At 69.4% G+C, this 18421-nt stretch carries 17 protein-coding genes; 6 read left to right on the top strand and 11 right to left on the bottom strand.

Translation table 11 applies throughout. From position 1 onward, the window contains the following. Nucleotides 1-60 precede the first annotated feature (60 nt). From ABEA81_RS03980 to ABEA81_RS03940, 9 genes are all read right to left on the bottom strand, one after another. Nucleotides 61-1557 (bottom strand): basic amino acid/polyamine antiporter, encoded by a 1497-nt coding sequence (locus tag ABEA81_RS03980; RefSeq protein ID WP_345603373.1) that lies wholly within the window; start codon nucleotides 1555-1557, stop codon nucleotides 61-63. Between the two features lie 166 nt (nucleotides 1558-1723). Next, complete coding sequence (locus ABEA81_RS03975) at nucleotides 1724-1903, bottom strand: hypothetical protein (protein WP_345603372.1); 180 nt, start codon at nucleotides 1901-1903, stop codon at nucleotides 1724-1726. Nucleotides 1904-2426: 523 nt separating this feature from the next. Then, on the bottom strand, nucleotides 2427-2891 hold the full coding sequence (locus tag ABEA81_RS03970; protein WP_345603371.1) for a copper chaperone PCu(A)C: 465 nt from the start codon (nucleotides 2889-2891) through the stop codon (nucleotides 2427-2429). Nucleotides 2892-3373: 482 nt separating this feature from the next. Then, entirely contained in the window at nucleotides 3374-4501 is a 1128-nt protein-coding gene (locus ABEA81_RS03965; RefSeq protein ID WP_345603370.1) for a YhjD/YihY/BrkB family envelope integrity protein, read from the bottom strand. Between the two features lie 324 nt (nucleotides 4502-4825). Then, entirely contained in the window at nucleotides 4826-5245 is a 420-nt protein-coding gene (locus ABEA81_RS03960; RefSeq protein WP_345603369.1) for a hypothetical protein, read from the bottom strand. 92 nt (nucleotides 5246-5337) lie between these two features. Further along, on the bottom strand, nucleotides 5338-6375 hold the full coding sequence (locus tag ABEA81_RS03955; RefSeq protein WP_345603368.1) for a S1C family serine protease: 1038 nt from the start codon (nucleotides 6373-6375) through the stop codon (nucleotides 5338-5340). Further along, complete coding sequence (arcA, locus tag ABEA81_RS03950; protein WP_345603367.1) at nucleotides 6359-7621, bottom strand: arginine deiminase; 1263 nt, start codon at nucleotides 7619-7621, stop codon at nucleotides 6359-6361. Before arcA ends, ABEA81_RS03955 begins: the two co-directional genes overlap by 17 nt. A gap of 22 nt (nucleotides 7622-7643) precedes the next feature. Further along, a complete protein-coding gene (locus tag ABEA81_RS03945; RefSeq protein ID WP_345603366.1) occupies nucleotides 7644-7994 on the bottom strand; it encodes a hypothetical protein in 351 nt (116 codons plus the stop codon). After that, nucleotides 7991-8329, bottom strand: a complete 339-nt coding sequence (locus ABEA81_RS03940; RefSeq protein ID WP_345603365.1) for a DUF308 domain-containing protein — start codon at nucleotides 8327-8329, stop codon at nucleotides 7991-7993. Before ABEA81_RS03940 ends, ABEA81_RS03945 begins: the two co-directional genes overlap by 4 nt. A 737-nt stretch (nucleotides 8330-9066) precedes the next feature. Here ABEA81_RS03940 and ABEA81_RS03935 point away from each other — a divergent pair. After that, nucleotides 9067-9273, top strand: coding sequence for a hypothetical protein (locus ABEA81_RS03935; protein ID WP_345603364.1), 207 nt, complete (start codon nucleotides 9067-9069; stop codon nucleotides 9271-9273). 1117 nt (nucleotides 9274-10390) lie between these two features. Next, a complete protein-coding gene (locus ABEA81_RS03930; protein WP_345603363.1) occupies nucleotides 10391-11512 on the top strand; it encodes a baeRF11 domain-containing protein in 1122 nt (373 codons plus the stop codon). A 5-nt stretch (nucleotides 11513-11517) separates the two neighbouring features. Here ABEA81_RS03930 and ABEA81_RS03925 read toward each other — a convergent pair whose 3' ends face one another. Then, a complete protein-coding gene (locus ABEA81_RS03925; protein WP_345603362.1) occupies nucleotides 11518-11706 on the bottom strand; it encodes a hypothetical protein in 189 nt (62 codons plus the stop codon). 138 nt (nucleotides 11707-11844) lie between these two features. On the opposite strand from ABEA81_RS03925, the gene ABEA81_RS03920 reads away from it, so the two are divergent. The 4 genes from ABEA81_RS03920 (at nucleotide 11845) to ABEA81_RS03905 (ending at nucleotide 17262) form a co-directional block, all read left to right on the top strand. After that, nucleotides 11845-13437, top strand: coding sequence for an L-lactate permease (locus tag ABEA81_RS03920; protein WP_345603714.1), 1593 nt, complete (start codon nucleotides 11845-11847; stop codon nucleotides 13435-13437). 14 nt (nucleotides 13438-13451) lie between these two features. Beyond that, nucleotides 13452-13673 (top strand): hypothetical protein, encoded by a 222-nt coding sequence (locus ABEA81_RS03915; RefSeq protein ID WP_345603361.1) that lies wholly within the window; start codon nucleotides 13452-13454, stop codon nucleotides 13671-13673. Between the two features lie 50 nt (nucleotides 13674-13723). Beyond that, entirely contained in the window at nucleotides 13724-15382 is a 1659-nt protein-coding gene (gene ggt / locus ABEA81_RS03910) for a gamma-glutamyltransferase (protein WP_345603360.1), read from the top strand. A gap of 74 nt (nucleotides 15383-15456) precedes the next feature. After that, nucleotides 15457-17262 carry an SLC13 family permease gene (locus tag ABEA81_RS03905; protein ID WP_345603359.1) on the top strand — a complete coding sequence of 602 codons (1806 nt, stop codon included), beginning with the start codon at nucleotides 15457-15459 and terminating at the stop codon, nucleotides 17260-17262. A 754-nt stretch (nucleotides 17263-18016) separates the two neighbouring features. Here ABEA81_RS03905 and ABEA81_RS03900 read toward each other — a convergent pair. Beyond that, nucleotides 18017-18214: a hypothetical protein gene (locus ABEA81_RS03900; protein ID WP_345603357.1), complete on the bottom strand. Its 198-nt coding sequence runs from the start codon at nucleotides 18212-18214 to the stop codon at nucleotides 18017-18019. Between the last annotated feature and the right edge of the window lie 207 nt (nucleotides 18215-18421).

The following is an 18421-nucleotide window of genomic DNA, read 5'->3' as shown; positions in this document are numbered from 1 at the left end:
ACTCCAAGGATCGGGCTCGAGTCAGGCTCGAGTCGGACACGGTGGGCTCCGGGAGCTGGCTCAGATGGCGATGAAGCCGGTCCACAGGCCGACGACGCCGGTGATCCCGCCGCCCACGATCAGGGCGCAGAGCGCGATCTCGGTCGGGGTGAACAGCCGGTGGCCTCGTTCGCTGCGTGCCTTGACGTACAGCAGGGTGGCGGGGGCGAGGATCACCGTGGACAGCAGCAGGAACTGCAGGCCTGCGGCGTCGAAGAGGAACAGCGTGTAGGCGGTCGCGATCCCCGCGATGATCACCTCCTTTCGGCGTGTCCTGGCGGCCACGTTCGCGTAGGACTCGCCCGTGAGGCCGAGCTTCAGCGCGTACGCGGCGGCGAGGAAGTAGGGGATCAGCGCAAGGCTGGTGCACAGATCGAGCATGAAGTTCAGTGCGTCGGTCAGGACGAGGGTCGCGGCGAGGAGTCCCTGGACCGCCAGCGAGGTGACGACGAGAGCGGTGATCGGCGTTGCCTTGTCGTTCTCCCTGCCGAGGAAGGCCGGGAAGTCCTCGTTGCGGGCCGGGATGTACATCACCTCGGCGGCCATCAGGGTCCAGGCGAGGTAGGCGCCGAGGACGGAGATGATGACGGCGGCGCTGATGAACCAGCGGCCCCAGTCGCCCACGACGTGCTCGAAGAGGCCGATCATCGAGGGTTGGCGGGTCGCGGCGATCTGCGGCTGGGTCATCACCGAGTAGCTCGACAGCGTCACCAGGGCGAAGAGCGACAGCACGCTCAGGAAGCCCAGGACGGTCGCCTTGCCGACGTCCTGGCGCTTCGTGGCGTAGCGGGAGTAGACGCTGGCGCCCTCGATACCGAGGAAGACGAACGTCGTGATGATCATGGTGTTGCGAACCTGCTCGTTGAGCGAGCCGAGGTCGCCGTAGCCCGTGGCGATCCAGTTGTCGGAGAAAACGCCTGCGTCGAAGGCGACGAACAGCACGACGATGAAGACGAGGATCGGAAGGATCTTGAAGACCGTCACGATCCGGTTGATCACGGCTGCGTCGCGGACTCCCCGCGCGATCAGGTAGTGGAACAGCCACACACCGACTGAGGAGAGCGCCACCGCGAGGACGGTGTCGCCGTCACCGAAGGCGGGGACGAACGCGCCGATCGTCGCGGTGATGAACACCCAGTAGAAGGTGTTCCCGGCGACCGCGCTGGCCCAGAAGCCGAACGCGGAGTTGAAGCCGACGTAGTCACCGAAGCCGGCCTTGGCGTAGATGAAGACCCCGGAGTCCAGGTCGGGCTTGCGGATGGCGAGGTTCTGGAACACGAAAGCGAGCATCAGCATCCCCGTCCCCGCCACCGCCCAGGCGATCAGCGACCCGAGGATGCCGGTCGCCACGCCGAACCGCGCCGGCAACGAGAACACGCCCGCGCCGACCATGCTGCCGACCACCATGGCGGTCAGGGTGGGCAGGCTCAACTTGCCCGGCGCCGAAACCGAGGTGTCGGCGCCCGAGGTGGTGGGCCCGACCGAGGTGTCGGCAACCGAGGGGACCGTGTCGGCCATGGTCAGCTCACTCCCGTCCTGGTGGCTGGTGGGGCCGCCACCCGCTCGACCTCCTCGATCTTGCGGTGACTCCGTGCAGCAGGCTCAGTGCCGGACTCATGACGCAGGAGACGGCGAACGGCGCGCGCCGACACGATGCAGAACGGCGCGGTGTCCTTTCCACGGTTCACCCTGACCAGTGGTTCTGGATCAGCGCCAACACCCCGAGCGGGCGGGATTCGCCGACGACGTCGCCGCAGATGGGTGGCTCGGCGGGAACGTCGATCATTTTCACGTCCGCGAACGCCGCCCGGGTCTCGTCGGACAGCCGCCCGGCCACCCGGAGCCCGTGGCGTCGAGCAGGCACGTCGCGACTCCTTTCCCCGGGGCCGCGTTCTGCGGTGCCGGATCGGGCGAGGTCACCGTGCCCAGTGGATGCTGCTGCGGGATCCTCCGTAGGGGATGAGTTCGGCGGCGAGCCCAGTCGTCTCGGACCGCTGGGTCCGGGCCTGGTGTCGCGGCGGGTTCGACGTGCTGGTGCCAACGCCGCGCCAGGCCGAGCTGCGGGTCCCGGTCGAGGTCATCGAGATGGCGATCGCGGCAGAGCGGGAGAACCCCGCCGGAGTCGGCACCAGGTCCGGCGCATCCTGCGCCAAGCTCGGCTGGGCGCCTGGCGAGCGCGATGGGCCGAGGGTCGCAGTCAGGCCCGGCTCGTGAGCGACGCTGGGCACATCTCACCCCATTCGGAGGAAGCCGCGCGGTGGCCGAGCACGGACGACGGTGGGGTGCCTGCCGGACGGATGCGGAGGACGCCGCTCGGGATCGTCCGCAGGGGAGCAATTCGGCCGTGCCTCCGGTCGGCTGGCTTTCCGGATCCGTAGCGCGCCTGCTCAGCGCGGTTCATTGGAGGTCTGGGCCGGCACCGAGAGCGTCACGCTCTCGCCCGTGTCGAGGGTGAACGTGACTGGGATGGTGAGCCCACCCCTGAGTCGCTCCGTGAGCCCCACGAGCGCCAGCTGTTCGGGGTCGTTCTCCTGCAACGACGCGGTCTGGCCCGGCTCCACCTGGATGCTGATCACGTCAGTTGTGCTGCCTGCGGCCTCGTGCACTACTCGGGTCGCGCGTGGGCTGCGGATTCCGGTCAGCGTGACCACCGAGGCGCCGTCGTTGGCGATCGTCATGTGCAACGGAACCGTGTCTCCCGGTTGCCAACCTTCCCGCGGCGGACTCGCCACATGCACGTGCAGCAGGCGCACGTCACCGATCTGGCCGTAGTTGCTGTCGCGGGTCTTGACGAACTCCGGCCGATCGGGCGATCCGCAGCCGACGAGCACGACGACGGCCGCGAGCAGCACGGGCAGCCATCGCGACCCGGCGGGAGGCGGGTGGATCGCCGTTGTGGGCGGTCGCGTTGTGCGGCATGTCGGCCTCCGCCATGTCATGGCTCCCCGCCTTCCGGTCGTCTGCCCGGCCGAGTGGTTCTCCGGCGAGACGCCTCGGCTCGGTCCACCGGGAATCGATGTCGACGAGGACCGCCGTCACGACCAGCGGGGGCGGACCCCGGAAGGCTCACTCTGTCTGCTCGGCGCATGAATCGAGTCGTCCGCGCGGGATGAGTTCGCGCTGTCCGTCGGGACTGGTGCACCGGCCCGACCGACGGGGCCGATCGTTGCGCACGGGCTGGGACCGGTGAGCGCCGTGCGCCACCGTCACCTGTCGCGGGCGAAGCCGGGCGGGCCCGGCAATGCGTCGGCCGCGGCAGGAACGGGACCCGCCAGGCCTTCGCACGCGTGGTCGACGGCGCTCGCCGCGGGACACCGGCGCACATGCTGGCGTCTCAGGTGGAACCGCGGCGGTTCCGGCGTAGCCGAGCACCCACCAGGACACCGACGAGCAACGATCCGATCATCGCGACTGCTGTGCCCATGCCCGGCTCAGAGCGTGGCGGAGCTGTTGATGGTGCTGTGATCGGAACGACGACCGGGACCGAAGCCACTGCGGGCTCCCGGTTGCCACGCGACGTGGCGGCCCACGCCGTCACGAGAAGTACGAACCGGGAGACGAGATAGGCGAACACCAAGAGCCCGAGCAACGAGCCGAAGATCGTCCCGCCCGGGGATCCGGTGATCCGTCCCAGGTAGATCGTCAGCCCTTGCTTCAGCACCTCGAGACCGATCGCACCGAGTAGAGCCGCCCGCCCGGCGCCGTGGATGTGTCGTCGCGTCCGGGGCAGACGGCTGATTATCCAGAAGAAGATCAGCCAGTCGGCCACGAGGCTCAGGAACAGACCCAAGCCCATGCGGGTGAGCTGTGACCAGCCGGCGCCCGGCCACCCGAGCGATCTGAGGATGTTCTCTCCCAGCTTCGTGCCCACAGCGCTCACCGTGAGTGAGCCGATCACAGCGATCCACAGGCCGGCGAGAGCGGCGACGTCGGAGAGCATGCGCCGCAGCGACGCCGGATTGCGCGGCGGTATCGCCCACTGCGCGGAGACTGCTTCGCGAAGGTTGAACATCCACCAGGTACCGGCCCACAGAGCGGCGAGCAGACCGATGCCCGCAACGGTGTTGCGTTGCTCGATCGCGGCATCGACGACCGGTTCGATGGTGCCGGACAACTCGGGTGGCACAGCGCGGGCGATGGCCGCATCGAGAGCGGCGAGCAGCGAGGGGTTGAGGGCGAGCACGTACCCGGCCGTTGCGTAGGCGATCATCAGCAGTGGAACCGAGTTGAGGATGCTGAAGAACGTGATCGCGGCAGCGAAGTGGTTCCCGCGCCGCTCGTGGTACCGGACGCCTGCGCACAGCAGGTGGTCGATCCACTCGTGCCGGGCTCGTAGCTCCATGACTACTGCCTGTAGCGACGCCGCGGCAGAAGAGCGGCTCGTCATGCTCCCGCCCCCATCTCGTTCACGCCGTTCGGTCGGCAGCGCGTTCAGGCACACCGATCGACGGTCCAGGTTCATGACCCGGGCGTTCCCGCTGCCGGCCCCCCTGCGGGCGTCGAAGGGCCGGTGACGACGTCGAGGGATTCTCGGCGACCCGGGAAAGGTGCCGCAAGGTGGATGCGGGTGGACCGGCCGGAGGAGTCGCCTCGGCGACGGTCCGGACCTGGAACCGGTGGACCTAGTGTCCCGAGTCGAAAGTCCACCACGTATCTCGACGGCCCAGCTCCACGCTGAGCGCACCGGCGAGCCGGCCGAGTACGCCCGGTACGAGGCCGGCTCGCCAGCGCACTCAGCGAGAACCTGGATCCGCCGATATACGCACCGAACTTCCGACTCGGGACACTAGCTGGTTTCGACGGGATCGGGCGTTCGTCGCCCGCGCCCGCGGCGGCGCCGCAGCAGGAGATAGCCCGACGCGGCCGCTGATGCGGTCACTCCGATTGCGAGCCCGCGGTGCTCCTGCACCGCTCCCTTCACCGCTGGAGCCTTGTCCGAGGCGAACTCCCGGGTGTACGTGGCACCGGCGTGGACGCTCTCGGTGGCGGCGGTGCGTCCGTCCCGCAGCGTGGCAGCAGCGCCCTTCTCGCGCAGTCGAGTCGGCACGGCGCTGCGGCGGGCCGGCTCCTCGGCCGAACCGGCCGCCCCGTCTGACGTCGCGGCCCCGTCTGGCGTCGCCGCCGTCGCCGGTGTCGCAGCCGTGGAGGTACCAGGTGGGGTGCGCTGTTGTGCAGAGGTTGCCTTGCTGGGTTTCGGGTCGGTCATCGGGACACCCCGCCTTTCGATTCGTGAGTGCGAGGTCGGGGGTCGGCCTACCCCCGGCGCTGTTGGAACCAACACCGACCGCCCGGTGGGGCTCACTGGCTGAAGGCGGGCCGGTCGGTGAGAGTGAGCTGGGTCGAGCGTTCACGGCCGTCAGGGCTGCGGACGGAAACGGCGATCGTGTCGCCTGGGGCACGGCGGCGCAGAGCGCCGAGGAAATCTTCGGGGCGTCGGGTCGGTTGGCCGTCGACGGCGAGGATGAGATCGCCGGGTTGCAGGCCGGCGATCGCGGCTGGACCGCCGGGGACGGTTGCCGCGACGATGACCCCGTCGGTGCCGGGGAGGTCGAGCTGGGCGGCGATCTGCGGAGTGATCTGGGTCGGTTCGAGCCCGGCGAAGGCGTGGCGGGCGCGACCGGTGGTGCGCAGCTGTTCGGCGACGTCGATGGCGGTGGCGGCGGGGATCGCGAAGCCGATGGAGACGGCACCGGCCTGTGGTGGGATGTAGGCCTCGCTGATCCCGATCACCTCGCCGCGAGCGTTGACGAGGGTGCCCCCGCTGTTACCCGGGCTGATCGGCGCGTCGGTCTGGATCAGGTCGACCAGAGCCTGGGTTTCCGCGGCGGTGCCGGGGATCTCGCGGTGGAGGCCGGACACGACTCCGGCGGTGACACTGTTCTCGAAGCCCAATGGGCTCCCGATGGCAATCGCGAGCTCGCCGATCACGGGTAACCCGGGTTGGAACCGGGCCACCGGCAGGTCGCGGCGCTCGGCCTGCACGAGCGCCAGATCGGTGACGACGTCGACTGCTTGGACCGTGCCGGCGTGGCGCTGGCCGTCGGCGAATCCGATCTGCACGGTCGGCGACCCGCGTACGACGTGTTCGTTGGTGAGGATGAGACCGTCGCCGGTGTAGATGACGCCGCTGCCGTTGCCACCGGTGGTGAGGATCTTGACGACGCTGGGTAGCAGCTGGGCCGACACCGTGGGCACGTCGGCCAGGCTGCCGCCCGGCGCGGCTGCCGAGGTGGGCGGCGGGGCTGGCGCCGGTGCCGTCGTCGGAGCCGCGGTGCAGGCGGCGACGAGGAGCAGCGTCACCAGCCCGGCGGCCCGGGCCTCAGTAGTCGACAGCATCACGCTGCAGTGGGCAGGTCATGCAGTGGCCGCCGCCGCGGCCGCGGCCGAGCTCGGCGCCGACGATGGTGATGACCTCGATGCCGGCCTTGCGCAGCAGTGAGTTGGTGTAGGTGTTGCGGTCGTAGGCGACCACGACGCCGGGTTCGAGGGCGACGAGGTTGTTGCCGCTGTCCCACTGGCCCCGCTCGGCGGCGTAGGCGTCGCCGCCGGTCTCGACCACCCGCAGCTTCGTCAGGTTGAGCGCGTCGGTCACGACGTTGATGAAGGAGAGCTTCTCCTCGGTGACCTCGACCGTCTCCTTGTCCCCTGGCCGGAGCGAGAACGTGTGGATGCCGTCGACGATGTCCGGGTAGACGGTGACGCAGTCGCGGTCGGCGAAGGTGAAGACCGTGTCCAGGTGCATGGCCGCGCGCAGCTTCGGCATGCCGGCCACGATCACCCGCTCCGCCGCGTTGTCGGCGAACAACCGGGCGGCGAGCTGCGTGATCGCCTGGCGGGAGGTGCGCTCGCTCATCCCGACCAGGACGAGCCCGTTGCCGGCGGGCATCACGTCGCCGCCCTCGAGCGTGGCCAGCCCCCATTCGCGCTCCGGATCACCCCACCAGATACGGGCCCCTGCGAAGTCGGGGTGGAACGTGTAGATCGCCTTCATCAGCAGCGTCTCGTCGTGACGAGCGGGCCAGTAGAGGGGGTTGAGCGTGACGCCGCCGTAGATCCAGCACGTCGTGTCGCGGGTGTAGAGCATGTTGGGCAGTGGCGGCATCAGGTACTCCGGAACGCCGCTGGACTCCCGGGCGAGCGCGACGTAGCCGGGCCGGAAGTCCCCGGGCAGGTCGGCGGTGGACAGCCCCCCGATCAAGTGCTCGGCCAGCTTCCGGTCGTCCAGGCTCTCGAGGTAGGCGCGGGTGTCCTCCACCAAGCCGAGCCCGACCTCGTTCGCCACGATCTTGCGATCGAGCAGCCACGCTTTGGCCTCCGGGATGGCGAGCGTCTCGGTCAGCACGTTGTGCAGCTCGACGACCTCGACCCCGCGCTCGCGCATCTTGCTCATGAAGTCGAAGTGGTCCCGGCGTGCGTTCTGCACCCACATCACGTCGTCGAACAGCAGCTTGTCGCAGTTCGATGGGGTCAGCCGCATGTGAGCGAGCCCCGGCGCGCAGACGAGCACCTTCCGCAGCGGGCCGACCTCGGAGTGCACCCCGTAGGCCGCGGCGGGGTTCGGGGTCGCGATCGGGTCGGTCATGGCGGTTCCTCCTAGACGACGATCAAGCCGGTGGCCGGCCCGACGATGCCCAGCTCGACGAGAACCACGGCAAGGACGAACAGGACCTGGACGTCCCGATCGGTGCGCCGACCGCGAGCAGGATGAAGACGGCGCTGGTGATCGACGACGAGGACCGCTGACCGCTGACCTGGAGCTCGTCCCACGGTTGCCGGTTCTTCAGCGCGACCAGCGCCGCCACCATCGCGCACGACACCAGCGCGACCTGGCGCGGGCCGTCCAACGCGTCCAAGCAGAACACCGGGAGTGAGCCACCGATCAGGACGACGAGCGTGACGAGTGGGATGACCGCGTCGACCACGGAGGGGTCGCGGACATGCTCGGTCCTCGTCATCGCGCGGGGTCCGCGGCCGCCTGTGCGCGTTCGTCGCTCCGCTCGCCGGTCACTGCGGCCACGATCGCGTCGACGCCGGCGATGATGAGGTAGATCCCGATCAGGTTCACCAGCAGGAGCAGTTCCCGCCCGGGCGAGCTGATCGCCCAGAGCCCGAGCCCGAGCTCCGCAACCCCGGCGAGCACGGCCACGGTCGCGAGCACGCCGGGACGCAGGCTCATCACCAGCAGCCCGTACCCGACGGTGAGCAGCCCGAACACCACCAAGCCCACCCGCCGGCACCGCGAGACGGGCGGCCGCGTCAGCCGCTCGCTCGGCGGCCGGATGGGCTCCACCCCCGGCTGCTCAGCAACCGCGGACCGGGCTCCGTCCGAGGCGGGCGGCGGCTGGGAGGAAGCCGGCGTGGGAGAGCTTTGCGGACCGGACACCGGGGCACTCCTCCGTCTGATTCATCGCGTACAGCGCCGTCGAGCGGGGATCCACCGTCGTCCCCGTTCAGCGCGCCCAACTTCCTCCGCAGGGGGTGAGATTGCCGGGCCTCTCACCCAGCCGGGCCGGGCTCGACCGCTGATCCCCGTCGGTCACGCGCGGGGAGCCGTCCTGACGGGCAGCCCGATCTCATCCCGTGCGGACGAGTCCCGGTGTGCGCCGAGCGGACAGGCTGCTCTCGGCGGGCCCCGATCTCTCGCTGCTCGTTGGCGGCCGTGACACCGCGTTCGACCCTGATCGGTCCGGGATCTGGTGCGAACCACGATCGACCGCTGCGCTGCCGGTCCCCCGCCAGCGCCTCATCGGCGGTCCGTGCACTCGGACAGCGCCGCTCCAGCGGCCAAGGCGCGGTTCCATGCCGTCGCCGCGCCGCTGATCGGGAGCATCGGGGTGGCGACCCTCCCGGTGGGCCGGGTCCACGTCCTCCCCCTGCAACGGAGCAGGTCCTCCGCCCTCAGCACGACATCTCATCCTGTCGGGACGATGGGGTGGGCGGCCCCTTCGACGACGCTCCGCCTCGATTCGGCCCTCTCGGCGGCCTCCCGGCGCCGTCCGAGATCGAGCCGCAGGAGGGAGCGGCGCCGTGCCATCGCGACGCTACGAGTTCCGGGTGGCCGGCCGGGTGTCGGAGCGAACCCGTGGAGCGTTCCCGGACATGACCGTCGTCGATGCCCCGCCGGAGACGATCATCGTCGGCGAGATCATCGACGAGTCCCACCTGCACGGCGTCCTGGCCTTGATCCAGAACCTCGGGCTCCGCGTCGTGGCCGTCAACCAGGTCCGCGAGTGAGCCACAGGGCGGTCGGGCTCGCGTCCGACCACAGCAGGCCGCATCGCCGCGCAGTGGCCACCGCGTCTCGCGGCCGCAGCACGTCCATCGTCTCCGTGGGATCGAGCGCGAGGTTCAGCTCCCGGCGGGCTCGCAGCCGGAGCTCAGCACGCAGCGCCGGCTGACACGTCAACACCCTGCCTCGACGAGGGTCCAGGGCAGCACCAGCGGAGCCGCACCGGCCACTGCCGATGAAGCCGGACAGGAACTGGTCAGGATCATCGGCCTCCCGCAGCGACTCCGCGGCTAGGCGCAGACCCGCCGCCCAGCCCTCGGTCTCCTCGACGAGCAGGCGCACTTGGTCAGGGCGAGCGGGAACATCCGCGGCGGCAAACATCCCTCCGGCCTCGGCTGGCGAGAAGCGCAACCGATCGGCCCGGTCTCGCACAGCTCCCGCCAGGCGCATCCGGGCCATTGGCAAGGCGGATCGGTGCGCCCGGACAAGACCACGCGTAGCCCCCGCGGCCGGTCCCGCACGAGCGAAGCCAACCCGCGCAATGGTCGGCCTCGGTCAGCTCGTGGACGTCGTCCAGGACGAGTCGTACCGGGCCGGGTACGGCCGTGATCGCATCGACGACCACGGCGAGAATTCCGGGTCGCGGCTGGGACAGGAGGGAAGTGCGAGTGCGTGGAGCGCATAATCTGCGGGTACCGCCGGACATGTGCCGAATGCAGCGAGAACCGCGGCCCAGAAGCGACGGTCCCAGTTGTCGTCCTCGTCGAGGGACACCGACGCTGTGAGCTCAGGGCACAGGGCCGCCCACTCGGCGAGCAGCAGGGTCTTCTTGCCGAACCCGGCCGGGCGCGCTCACGAGCGTGAGCCGCTCGTCGGCGGCCTGGCCCTGGCCCTGGCAAGAAGACAGCAGTGCCCTCCCGGCTGTCGTGCCGCGGATCGCGGTCATCACGAATCGTGGCGGCGAACCACGGTCGCGGCGACGGCACCTCACCCCCTCGGGGGGAGGTCCGGATCCCGGGAATGGGCGACCGTGGCCCGCAGGCGCACCAGCCGATGACCCTCAGGGTCGACCGCGACCCCGTCGACCGTGGCGGGGTCACGTCCTGAACCGACGGAGGCCCGATGACCCTCCACACCGACATCCCGTCGCGATCCGAGATCGAGCGGTTGCTCACTCAGCGTGCCGCGGGCTGTGTCTCGATCTACCTGCCGACGAGCGTGATCACGCAGGACGCCCAGGCCGACCGGATCGAGCTGAAGAACCTCGCGGCGACGGCGATCCGGCAGCTGGATGCTTCCGGCGCCGCGCCGAGCGTGATCGCGGGTGTGCGCGACGGGCTGGGCGATCTCATCGACGACGACGACTTCTGGACCACGCAGGCACGCAGCCTCGCTGTGTTCGCCTCGGCCGACGGGGTCCGGACGTTCCGCCTCCCGAACCGGTTGTCGAGCGTCGTCGAGGTGGCGGACCGCTTCTACGTCACACCGCTGCTGCGGGCCGTGACATTCCCGCAGGCGGCGTTCGTGCTGGCCCTCGCAGCGGGCTCGGTCAGGCTGGTGGAGGTGGCACCCGAGGGACCTCCGTACACCGTCGAGGTCCCCGGGATGCCCACGGATGCGGCGAGCGCGGCGGGCAAGGCGTCGATCACCGAACGTTCCCCGATCCGGCGGATCCAGGGCTCGGAGGGACAGAAGATCAGGCTGCGCCAGTTCGCCCGGAAGGTCGACCAGGCCGTGCGCGGTGTCCTGTCCGGGCTGGAACTGCCGCTCATCCTCGCCGCGTCCGAGCCCCTCGACTCGATGTACCGCTCGATCAACAGCTACCCGCACCTGGTCGAACCGGGAATCCGGGGGAATCCCGAGGCTGTGTCCGAGGAACGCCTCGCAGCGGCGGCACGACCGGTGCTGGACGACGTGTACGCGGACGAGCTGTCCGCTGTCAGAGACCTGTTCGAGCTGCGCTTCGAGCAGGGGCGCGCGTCGACCGACGTCGCGACGGTGGCCCGGGCCGCGGCCCGCGGCGCGATCGACACGCTGCTCGCCGACATCGACGCGAAACTGCCCGGCTTCGTAGACGACGACACGGGCGCCATCACCTTCGCCCAGGACGACGCCGCCAGCTACGGCATCGTCGACGAGATCGCCCGGCAGGCGCTGCTCGCCGGGGGACGCGTGCTCGCGGTGCGCACCGCGGACGTCCCCCACGGCGGACCGGTCGCGGCGATCCTGCGATACGCCCTGTGACCTTCTCAGGACGCCTGCGGGCCGAACGAGACCTCGAGGTCGTCCCCGGGCTGCACCACGACCGCCGAGCCCGGCGAGATCTCCCGCCACAACCCCGCCAGGTCGACCAGCGGCTCGGAAACGACCACCCGGGCCTCGTCGGAGAAGTGCTGCAGACGCTCGTTCTCGCGGTGGAGCAGCCGGATGTCGCGCACCGACGAGCTGAGGTTCCCCGTTGGCGATCGCGAGGCGGTGTGGTCATCGAAACGTGAACGACTCGCACCATCATTCACCGTCGAACTGGTGGAGGCCGCGTGGATACGTCGCAGGTTCCGGTCAACGTTCTGCACTGGATGCTGGCGGTCCTATCGATCATCGTGTTGCTCGTCCTTCTGGTGCCCTTGCGTTGGAGAGCGCCGGAGGCGGCGCCGATGGCGATGTTCACCGTGGCGATCGTTGCGCTCGCCGCGTTCCAGACGCCGTGGAACACGCTCGCGGTGGCGAGCGGGAAAGGTGTCTGGGATGCGATCTTCATCCTGTACGTCATCTGGCCGGCGCTGCTGCTCTACCAGGTCACGAAGCAGGCGGGCGCGTACGACGCCCTCCGGCAGGGGATCTCCAGGTTCAGCCGCAACGAGCTCTTCATCATCTTGGCGCTGAGCTGGGTTTTCTCCTCCTTCCTGCAGGGCATCGCCGGCTTCGGTGCCCCGGTCGCGGTCGTCGTGCCACTGTTGATCGCCGTCGGGGTCAGGCCGGTCTACGCGGTGGCGTTCGGCGTCCTGGCTCACGCCTGGGCCCGGTTCTTCGGCACCCTCGGCGTGGGCTGGCTGGCGACGGTTCGGGTGGCCGACCTCGACGAGGCCATCCAGACCCGCGCCGCCTTCGAGTCGGGGCTCCTGATCCTGATCTCCTGCTACCTCGGCGGCTTCCTGGTGGTGTGGCTCTACGGGCGCTGGCCAGCGGTCCGCCACGCCTGGCCGCTGGTGCTGATCCTCGGCACCATCCTGGGCGTCGGCCAGATGCTCGCCACGCTGTTCAGCCCCGAGCTCTCCACCTTCCTCGCCGCCGCCGTTGCGCTACTCGCGCTCTACCCGCTCTCGCGCTGGCGTCGCTACCGCGATCCGATCACCGGCATCCCGGTCCGTCCGGCCATGAGCGAGAGCCTGACCGACCAGCAGCACGACGAAGCTCCGATCATGAGCCTCGGCATGTCCTTCGTGCCCTATGTCGTGCTGCCGGTGGTGACCCTGACGGCGTTGTTGGTCGACCCGATCAACGCGCAGCTGAGTCGCTGGCAGCTCGGCATGTCCTTCCCCGAGGTGACGACAGGCTATGGCGTCACCAACGCTGCCGTGGAGAGGTACGCCCCGATCACGGTGCTGACGCACCCGGGCACGATGCTGCTGGTCACCACAGTGGTCGTCTGGATCGTCTACCGCTCCGGTGGCTACTACACCGCGTGGGCCGAACGGCACGTACCGGAGCGGATCTCCTCGGCGCTCCTCGCCGACGCCGTCCCGGCTTCGGTGCCCGTCATCGCGTTCCTGATCACGAGCCGCATCCTCGATCACAGTGGCCAGACGCTGACGATCGCGAACGGCATCGCAGACGTGTCTCCACCGGTGGTGTACGCCGGCATCGCGAGCGTCATCGGCGCTCTGGGTGCCTTCATGACCTCGAGCAGCACGGCGTCGAACGTCCTGTTCGCCGCGGTCCAGGCCGACGTCGCGCAGCAGCACGGCATCAGCACCACCGCGATCATCGCGGGGCAGGCGGCGGGGAGTGCCTACGGCAACGCGATCGCCCCGGCCAACATCGTGCTCGGCACGAGCATCGCCGGAATCAAGGGCAAAGAGGGTTCGGTCCTGCGGCTGACGATCGGGTGGACCGCCGCCGTCGCGGTGCTCACGGGTATCGCGACCATCATCCTCGTCCAGGTGGCGTGAAAAGGGGTCATGACATGGACAAGAAGCTGCAGCTGGAGACGCTCTCCTTCGTCCTGCTGATAGTCGCGTTCCCGGTGATCAGCCTCGGCGCGACCAACGACAACAGGGCAGTCTGGGTGATCGGCCTCATCGCGGTGGTCCTCGGCGGGCTGCTGCCGATCTGGACGCGGTACATGAGCCACGCCAACGACAAGCCCCGGGACACGGGCATGGAGTTCGACGAACGTGCCTCGTAGCGACATCGCGCAGGTTCGATCCACCGGTGGCAATAGCCAGGAGGTCGAAGATGAGTCACCCCAATGGCCCGCGTACGGGTCGTCCGCCCTTCCGCGCGCAGAACGGCGTCGTCTCGACGCCGCACTACCTGGCCAGCGCGGCCGGCGTCGCCGCGCTGCGGGAGGGCGGCAGCGCCGTCGACGCCGGCATCGCAGCGAACGCCGTGCTGTGCATCGCCTACCCGCACATGGCGGGCCTTGGCGGTGACGGTTTCTGGCTGATCGCCGGGCCCGGCATCCATGGCGTCGAGGCGATCGACGCCTGCGGCCCGGCGGCACAGGGCGCCACGCTCGACTCTTACCGCGAGCGTGCCGTCAACGGCGAGATCCCGGCGCGCACCGCCCTCGCCGCGCTCACGGTCCCGGGAGCCGTCGACGGCTGGCGGCTCGCACATGAGCGCTACGGCAAGCTGCCCTGGGCGTCGCTCCTCGAGGCAGCGATCGGCTACGCCCGCGACGGGGTCTCCGTCACCCGGTCGCTCGCCGACTGGACCGTGCAGGACGAGCCACTCCTGAAGGCCCAGCCGCGCACTGCCGCCATCTTCCTGCCCGGCGGTCGAGCGCCGCGCGAAGGCGAGCGACTCGTGCAGGGCGACCTGGCTCACTCCTTCGAGCAACTCGCCCAGGGCGCTCGCGCGGGCTTCTACGAGGGCAGCATCGCCGAGCGGATCTGTGCCTCGGTGCATGCGGAGGGGTCCCCACTGACGGTCGAGGACTTCGCCGCCTACCGAGCGCAGTGGGTGGAGTCGATTTCCACGACCTACCGCGGCTACGAGGTCTACGAGATGCCACCCAGCACGCAGGGCTTCACCGCCCTGCAGATCTTCAACCTGCTGGATGGGTTCGACGTCACGTCCTGGGGCGAGGGCACGGCCGACTACTACCACCACATGGCCGAGGCGGTGAAGATCGCATTCGCCGACCGCGACGAGTGGCTCACAGATCCCCGCCGTGTCGAGATCCCGGTCGAAAGATTCATCAGCAAGGAGTACGCCGACCAGCGACGTAGTCTCATCGATCCGGAGCGAGCCGCACCTGTCGGCTCGGTACAGCCAGGCATCGCGTATCCGCATTCGCACGAACTACGGATTCCCGACGGCGACACCTGCTACTTCTGCGCTGCCGACAAGGACGGCCTGGTGGTCTCGCTGATCTCGTCGATCTACCACGACTTCGGCAGCACCGTCGTGGGCGGCGATACCGGCATCATCCTGCAGAACCGCGGGGCCTTCTTCTCGCTCGACCAGAACCACCCCAACCGCCTCGAGCCGGGCAAGCGCACCTTCCACACCCTCGCGCCGGCGATGCTGCTCAAGGATGGCGAGCCGCATATCGCCTTCGGATCGATGGGTGGTGAGGGCCAGCCGCAGTCGCAGGCGGCCATGGTGACCCGCATCATCGACTTCGGCTTCGACGTACAACAGGCCATCGAGGCGCCGCGGTGGCTGATGGGACGCACCTGGGGCACGCCCTCGCGCAACCTGTCGCTGGAGGGCCGTATCTGCGACGAAGTGGTACGCGAACTCAAGCGGCGCGGCCAGCCGGTCCAGATGGTCACCGACTGGAACGACAACATGGGCCACGCCCAGGCGATCCGGATCGATCGTGAGCAGGGCTTCCTCGAGGGAGGCGCTGACCCGCGCGGTGACGGCGCTGCGCTCGGCTATTGACGCTCGGCTGCTGGCACTGAAATGCCGGCGGACGCCGGGCAGAGGCGACGGCGACCTTCGACAGGGAGAGTGTCATGAGTGACACCTGGATCACGTTGTTGATCATCGGCGTGGCCCTGGTGATGTTCGCCTGGAACGCCGTGCCAGCGGCCGTCGTCGCGATCGGAGCCGCCCTGGCGCTGTACTTCACCGGCGTTCTCACCATGAACGAGGCTGTGACCGGCTTCGGCGACCCCGTGGTGGTCCTGATCGCCGCCCTGCTCGCGATCGCCGTCGCGCTCGAGATCACCGGAGTCGGCGCCTGGGCAGGTCAGCTGCTGTTGCGCCTGAGCGGACGAAGCGACACCGCGCTCATCGTCGCGCTCATGATCGTCGCTGCGATCTTCAGCGCGCTGATCGGCATGAATGGGGCGGTCGCCGCCATGCTGCCGGTCACCGTGGTCATCGCGGTGCGCAGCGGCATTGCGTCCTCGTTGCTGATGATTCCGCTGGCACTCGCATGTCTGCAGGGCGCGAAGCTCACGCTGCTGGGCTCGCCGGTCAACGTCATCGCGGCCACCCAGGCCGACGAGGCCGGCGTCGGGCACATCGGCTTCTTCGAGTGGGCGTGGTTGGGTATCCCCCAGTTGCTCGGTTCGATCCTCATCGTCGTATTCCTCGGCAAGAAGTTCTTGCCCGAGCGGCACAGCGAGTCGATCCCCACCGACTTCAGCGGTCACGCGCACACCCTGGTGGAGCACTACAACCTCGCCGACAGCCTGCATCAGCTGTTCGTGCCAGGCACCTCCCCGCTCGTCGGCGCGGCGAGGAGCGCGATCGACCTCGGCGAGTACCGCGATGTACGCCTGGTCGCCTTCCTCGACCACGCGGACAACCAACCGCTCGAGCGCGAGAAGCTCGAGATGGGTGACCTCGTGCTCGTCCGCGGTGACGCCGACGAGGTCGGGCGCCTCGCGGCCGACCTGGGTCTGGAAGTCCACCAGCACAGCGAGGCGCTGGCCGACGTACTGATGGGCCGCGACTCCGGCCTGGCGGAGGTCGTCATTCCGCAGCGCTCCCCGATGATCGGCAAGACCTTCTTCCCCGGGATGACCACCGAGGAGGAGGACCTGATGGTGCTGGCGGTGCAGCGAGGCGGCGCCGAACTGGTCCGCCCTCGGCTGAGGCTACGGGCGGGCGACCACCTGCTGCTCCAGGGCAGCTGGCCGGCTCTCGAGCGCTATCTGTCGAATCCGCAGGTGCTGGTGGTCGACTCTCCCGAGCTGGTCAAGTCGCAGGCGGTCGCGCTCGGGCGAGGTGCACCGGTGGCGCTCGCGATCCTGGGGCTCCTGGTCTGCCTGCTCGTCTTCAACGTCACCCCCGCGCCGATCGCGGCTCTCGTCTGCGCGTGCCTGATGGTCGTCACCCGTGTGGTACGCCTACCCCAGATCTATCGCGGCATCGACTGGAACACCGTCATCCTGATCGGGGCGATGATCGCTCCGGCGACTGCGATGACCAAGAGCGGCGCCGCCCAGATGATCGGCGATCATGTCGTCGGTGTTCTCGGCGGCGCAGGTCCGACGGTGGTGCTCGCTGGCCTCTTCCTGGTGTCGACGGTGATCAGCCAGTTCATCTCCAACACCTCGACCGCCCTGGTGATGATGCCGATCGGCCTCGCCACCGCGAGCGACCTGGGCGTCTCAGCGCTGCCGATGATGATGGCCGTGGCGATGGGGGCCAGCGCCTCGTTCCTGACCCCGTTCGCCAACGGCGTCAGCCTGATGGTCTACGGGCCAGGTGGCTACAAGTTCGGTGACTTCTGGCGCCTCGGCCTGTGGGTACTGGCCTGGACCATGCTCGTCACGGTCGTGGTGACCCCGCTCGTCTGGAGGTTCTGACCGGCTGCTGTACCTGGGTGGCGTGACGGCGACTCCCCGCAGGTCCGCGAGCGCGGCCGCGTCGAGTCGGCGGTTGAACTCGACCTTGGTCTGCCTGCCCCCGGTGATGGTGTTCGGGCCGCGCGGCCGGGCGCGGTGGCTCCTCCTGACGGACATCGCACCGAGCGTCGGCGGCAGGGGGCCGGTTGCGCGTCACCCGAACCGGGTGACGTAGCTGCCGTTGCGGCGCGCATTCGACCTATCCGCGGTCCCTCAGCCCGTGGAGTGTCGGCTGGGGCGCCCGGCGTCACATGCCGCGCCGCGCGCCTCGGCGGCGCTGCCCGTCGCGGTGCGGCGACCGGAGGACGACCACATTGCTGGGTAATCCGTGCGGGGTGATGAATCCGGCCACGCGCGGCGCGACGATCGCGCCTCGGGATCTTGCAGAGGTGGGCGCACCACGGAGCGGAGGCAGGGCGTGTCCGAGCAACGACACGAGTTCGCGGTGGCCGGACGGCAGTCGGACGGGCCGCAGGAGGCCCTCGCCGACCGTGAAGCGCCGCGTGGATGATCATGGAGCTTCTCGTCGTCGTCGTACCGCCGCTACTCATCGCGTTCGCGCTCGCGATGGAAGCCCTGGAGGACCGGCTGCTCCGCCGCGAGCAGCCGGCACGCCGGGCCGGTACGCGGGCAGATCGACTGCGTGGTCCGCGCCGCGCCGAGAGGACGCCCTCGTCGGGCGGGACATCCGGCACATCACCCCCCGTGAAGCCGGTCATCGATTCGCCTGGAATCGTGAGAAGGCAGGCGGTGCACCCGCGCGATAGCCAGCTTGATCCTGCTGATCGTCCTGCTCGTCTTCGACATCGTTGATCGGGTCGATGATTCCGCCCGTGCGGGCCTTGACCAGGGGACGCCCCGTCGTGTGGGCCTCGCCTTTCGGATCACTACCGCCGACATCCTGGAGTAACACGGTGCCGCTCGCGCTGGTGTGCGCTGGCCGGCACGCCGCCGCCGTCCGCGAGACTCCTCGGAGCGGCGCGAGACCGCAATCGCGGGTGGCCTCGGTGCGCTTCGGGCGCCGCGGACTGCGGCTGATCGAAACGCTCCGACCAGAGCCCTGGCCGGGCGGGCCGACGATTCAGCTCTTGTGCTCCCCCTGCGCCGACCGTAACGTTCC

It is taken from the genome of Pseudonocardia adelaidensis, from assembly GCF_039543345.1.
Taxonomy (GTDB): Bacteria; Actinomycetota; Actinomycetes; order Mycobacteriales; family Pseudonocardiaceae; genus Pseudonocardia; species Pseudonocardia adelaidensis.
The sequence above is the reverse complement of the archived record's forward strand: the minus strand, read 5'-3'. Positions and strand labels throughout refer to the sequence as shown.

Bases quoted from the DNA above. Each gene is read 5' to 3' on its own strand.
- ABEA81_RS03960 (WP_345603369.1), bottom strand. From the start codon at position 5,245: ATGACCGACCCGAAACCCAGCAAGGCAACCTCTGCACAACAGCGCACC.
- arcA (WP_345603367.1), bottom strand. From the start codon at position 7,621: ATGACCGACCCGATCGCGACCCCGAACCCCGCCGCGGCCTACGGGGTG.
- ABEA81_RS03980 (WP_345603373.1), bottom strand. From the start codon at position 1,557: ATGGCCGACACGGTCCCCTCGGTTGCCGACACCTCGGTCGGGCCCACC.
- ggt (WP_345603360.1), top strand. From the start codon at position 13,724: ATGAGTCACCCCAATGGCCCGCGTACGGGTCGTCCGCCCTTCCGCGCG.
- ABEA81_RS03915 (WP_345603361.1), top strand. From the start codon at position 13,452: ATGGACAAGAAGCTGCAGCTGGAGACGCTCTCCTTCGTCCTGCTGATA.
- ABEA81_RS03955 (WP_345603368.1), bottom strand. From the start codon at position 6,375: ATGCTGTCGACTACTGAGGCCCGGGCCGCCGGGCTGGTGACGCTGCTC.
- ABEA81_RS03930 (WP_345603363.1), top strand. From the start codon at position 10,391: ATGACCCTCCACACCGACATCCCGTCGCGATCCGAGATCGAGCGGTTG.
- ABEA81_RS03905 (WP_345603359.1), top strand. From the start codon at position 15,457: ATGAGTGACACCTGGATCACGTTGTTGATCATCGGCGTGGCCCTGGTG.
- ABEA81_RS03945 (WP_345603366.1), bottom strand. From the start codon at position 7,994: ATGACGAGGACCGAGCATGTCCGCGACCCCTCCGTGGTCGACGCGGTC.
- ABEA81_RS03965 (WP_345603370.1), bottom strand. From the start codon at position 4,501: ATGAACCTGGACCGTCGATCGGTGTGCCTGAACGCGCTGCCGACCGAA.
- ABEA81_RS03920 (WP_345603714.1), top strand. From the start codon at position 11,845: ATGCTGGCGGTCCTATCGATCATCGTGTTGCTCGTCCTTCTGGTGCCC.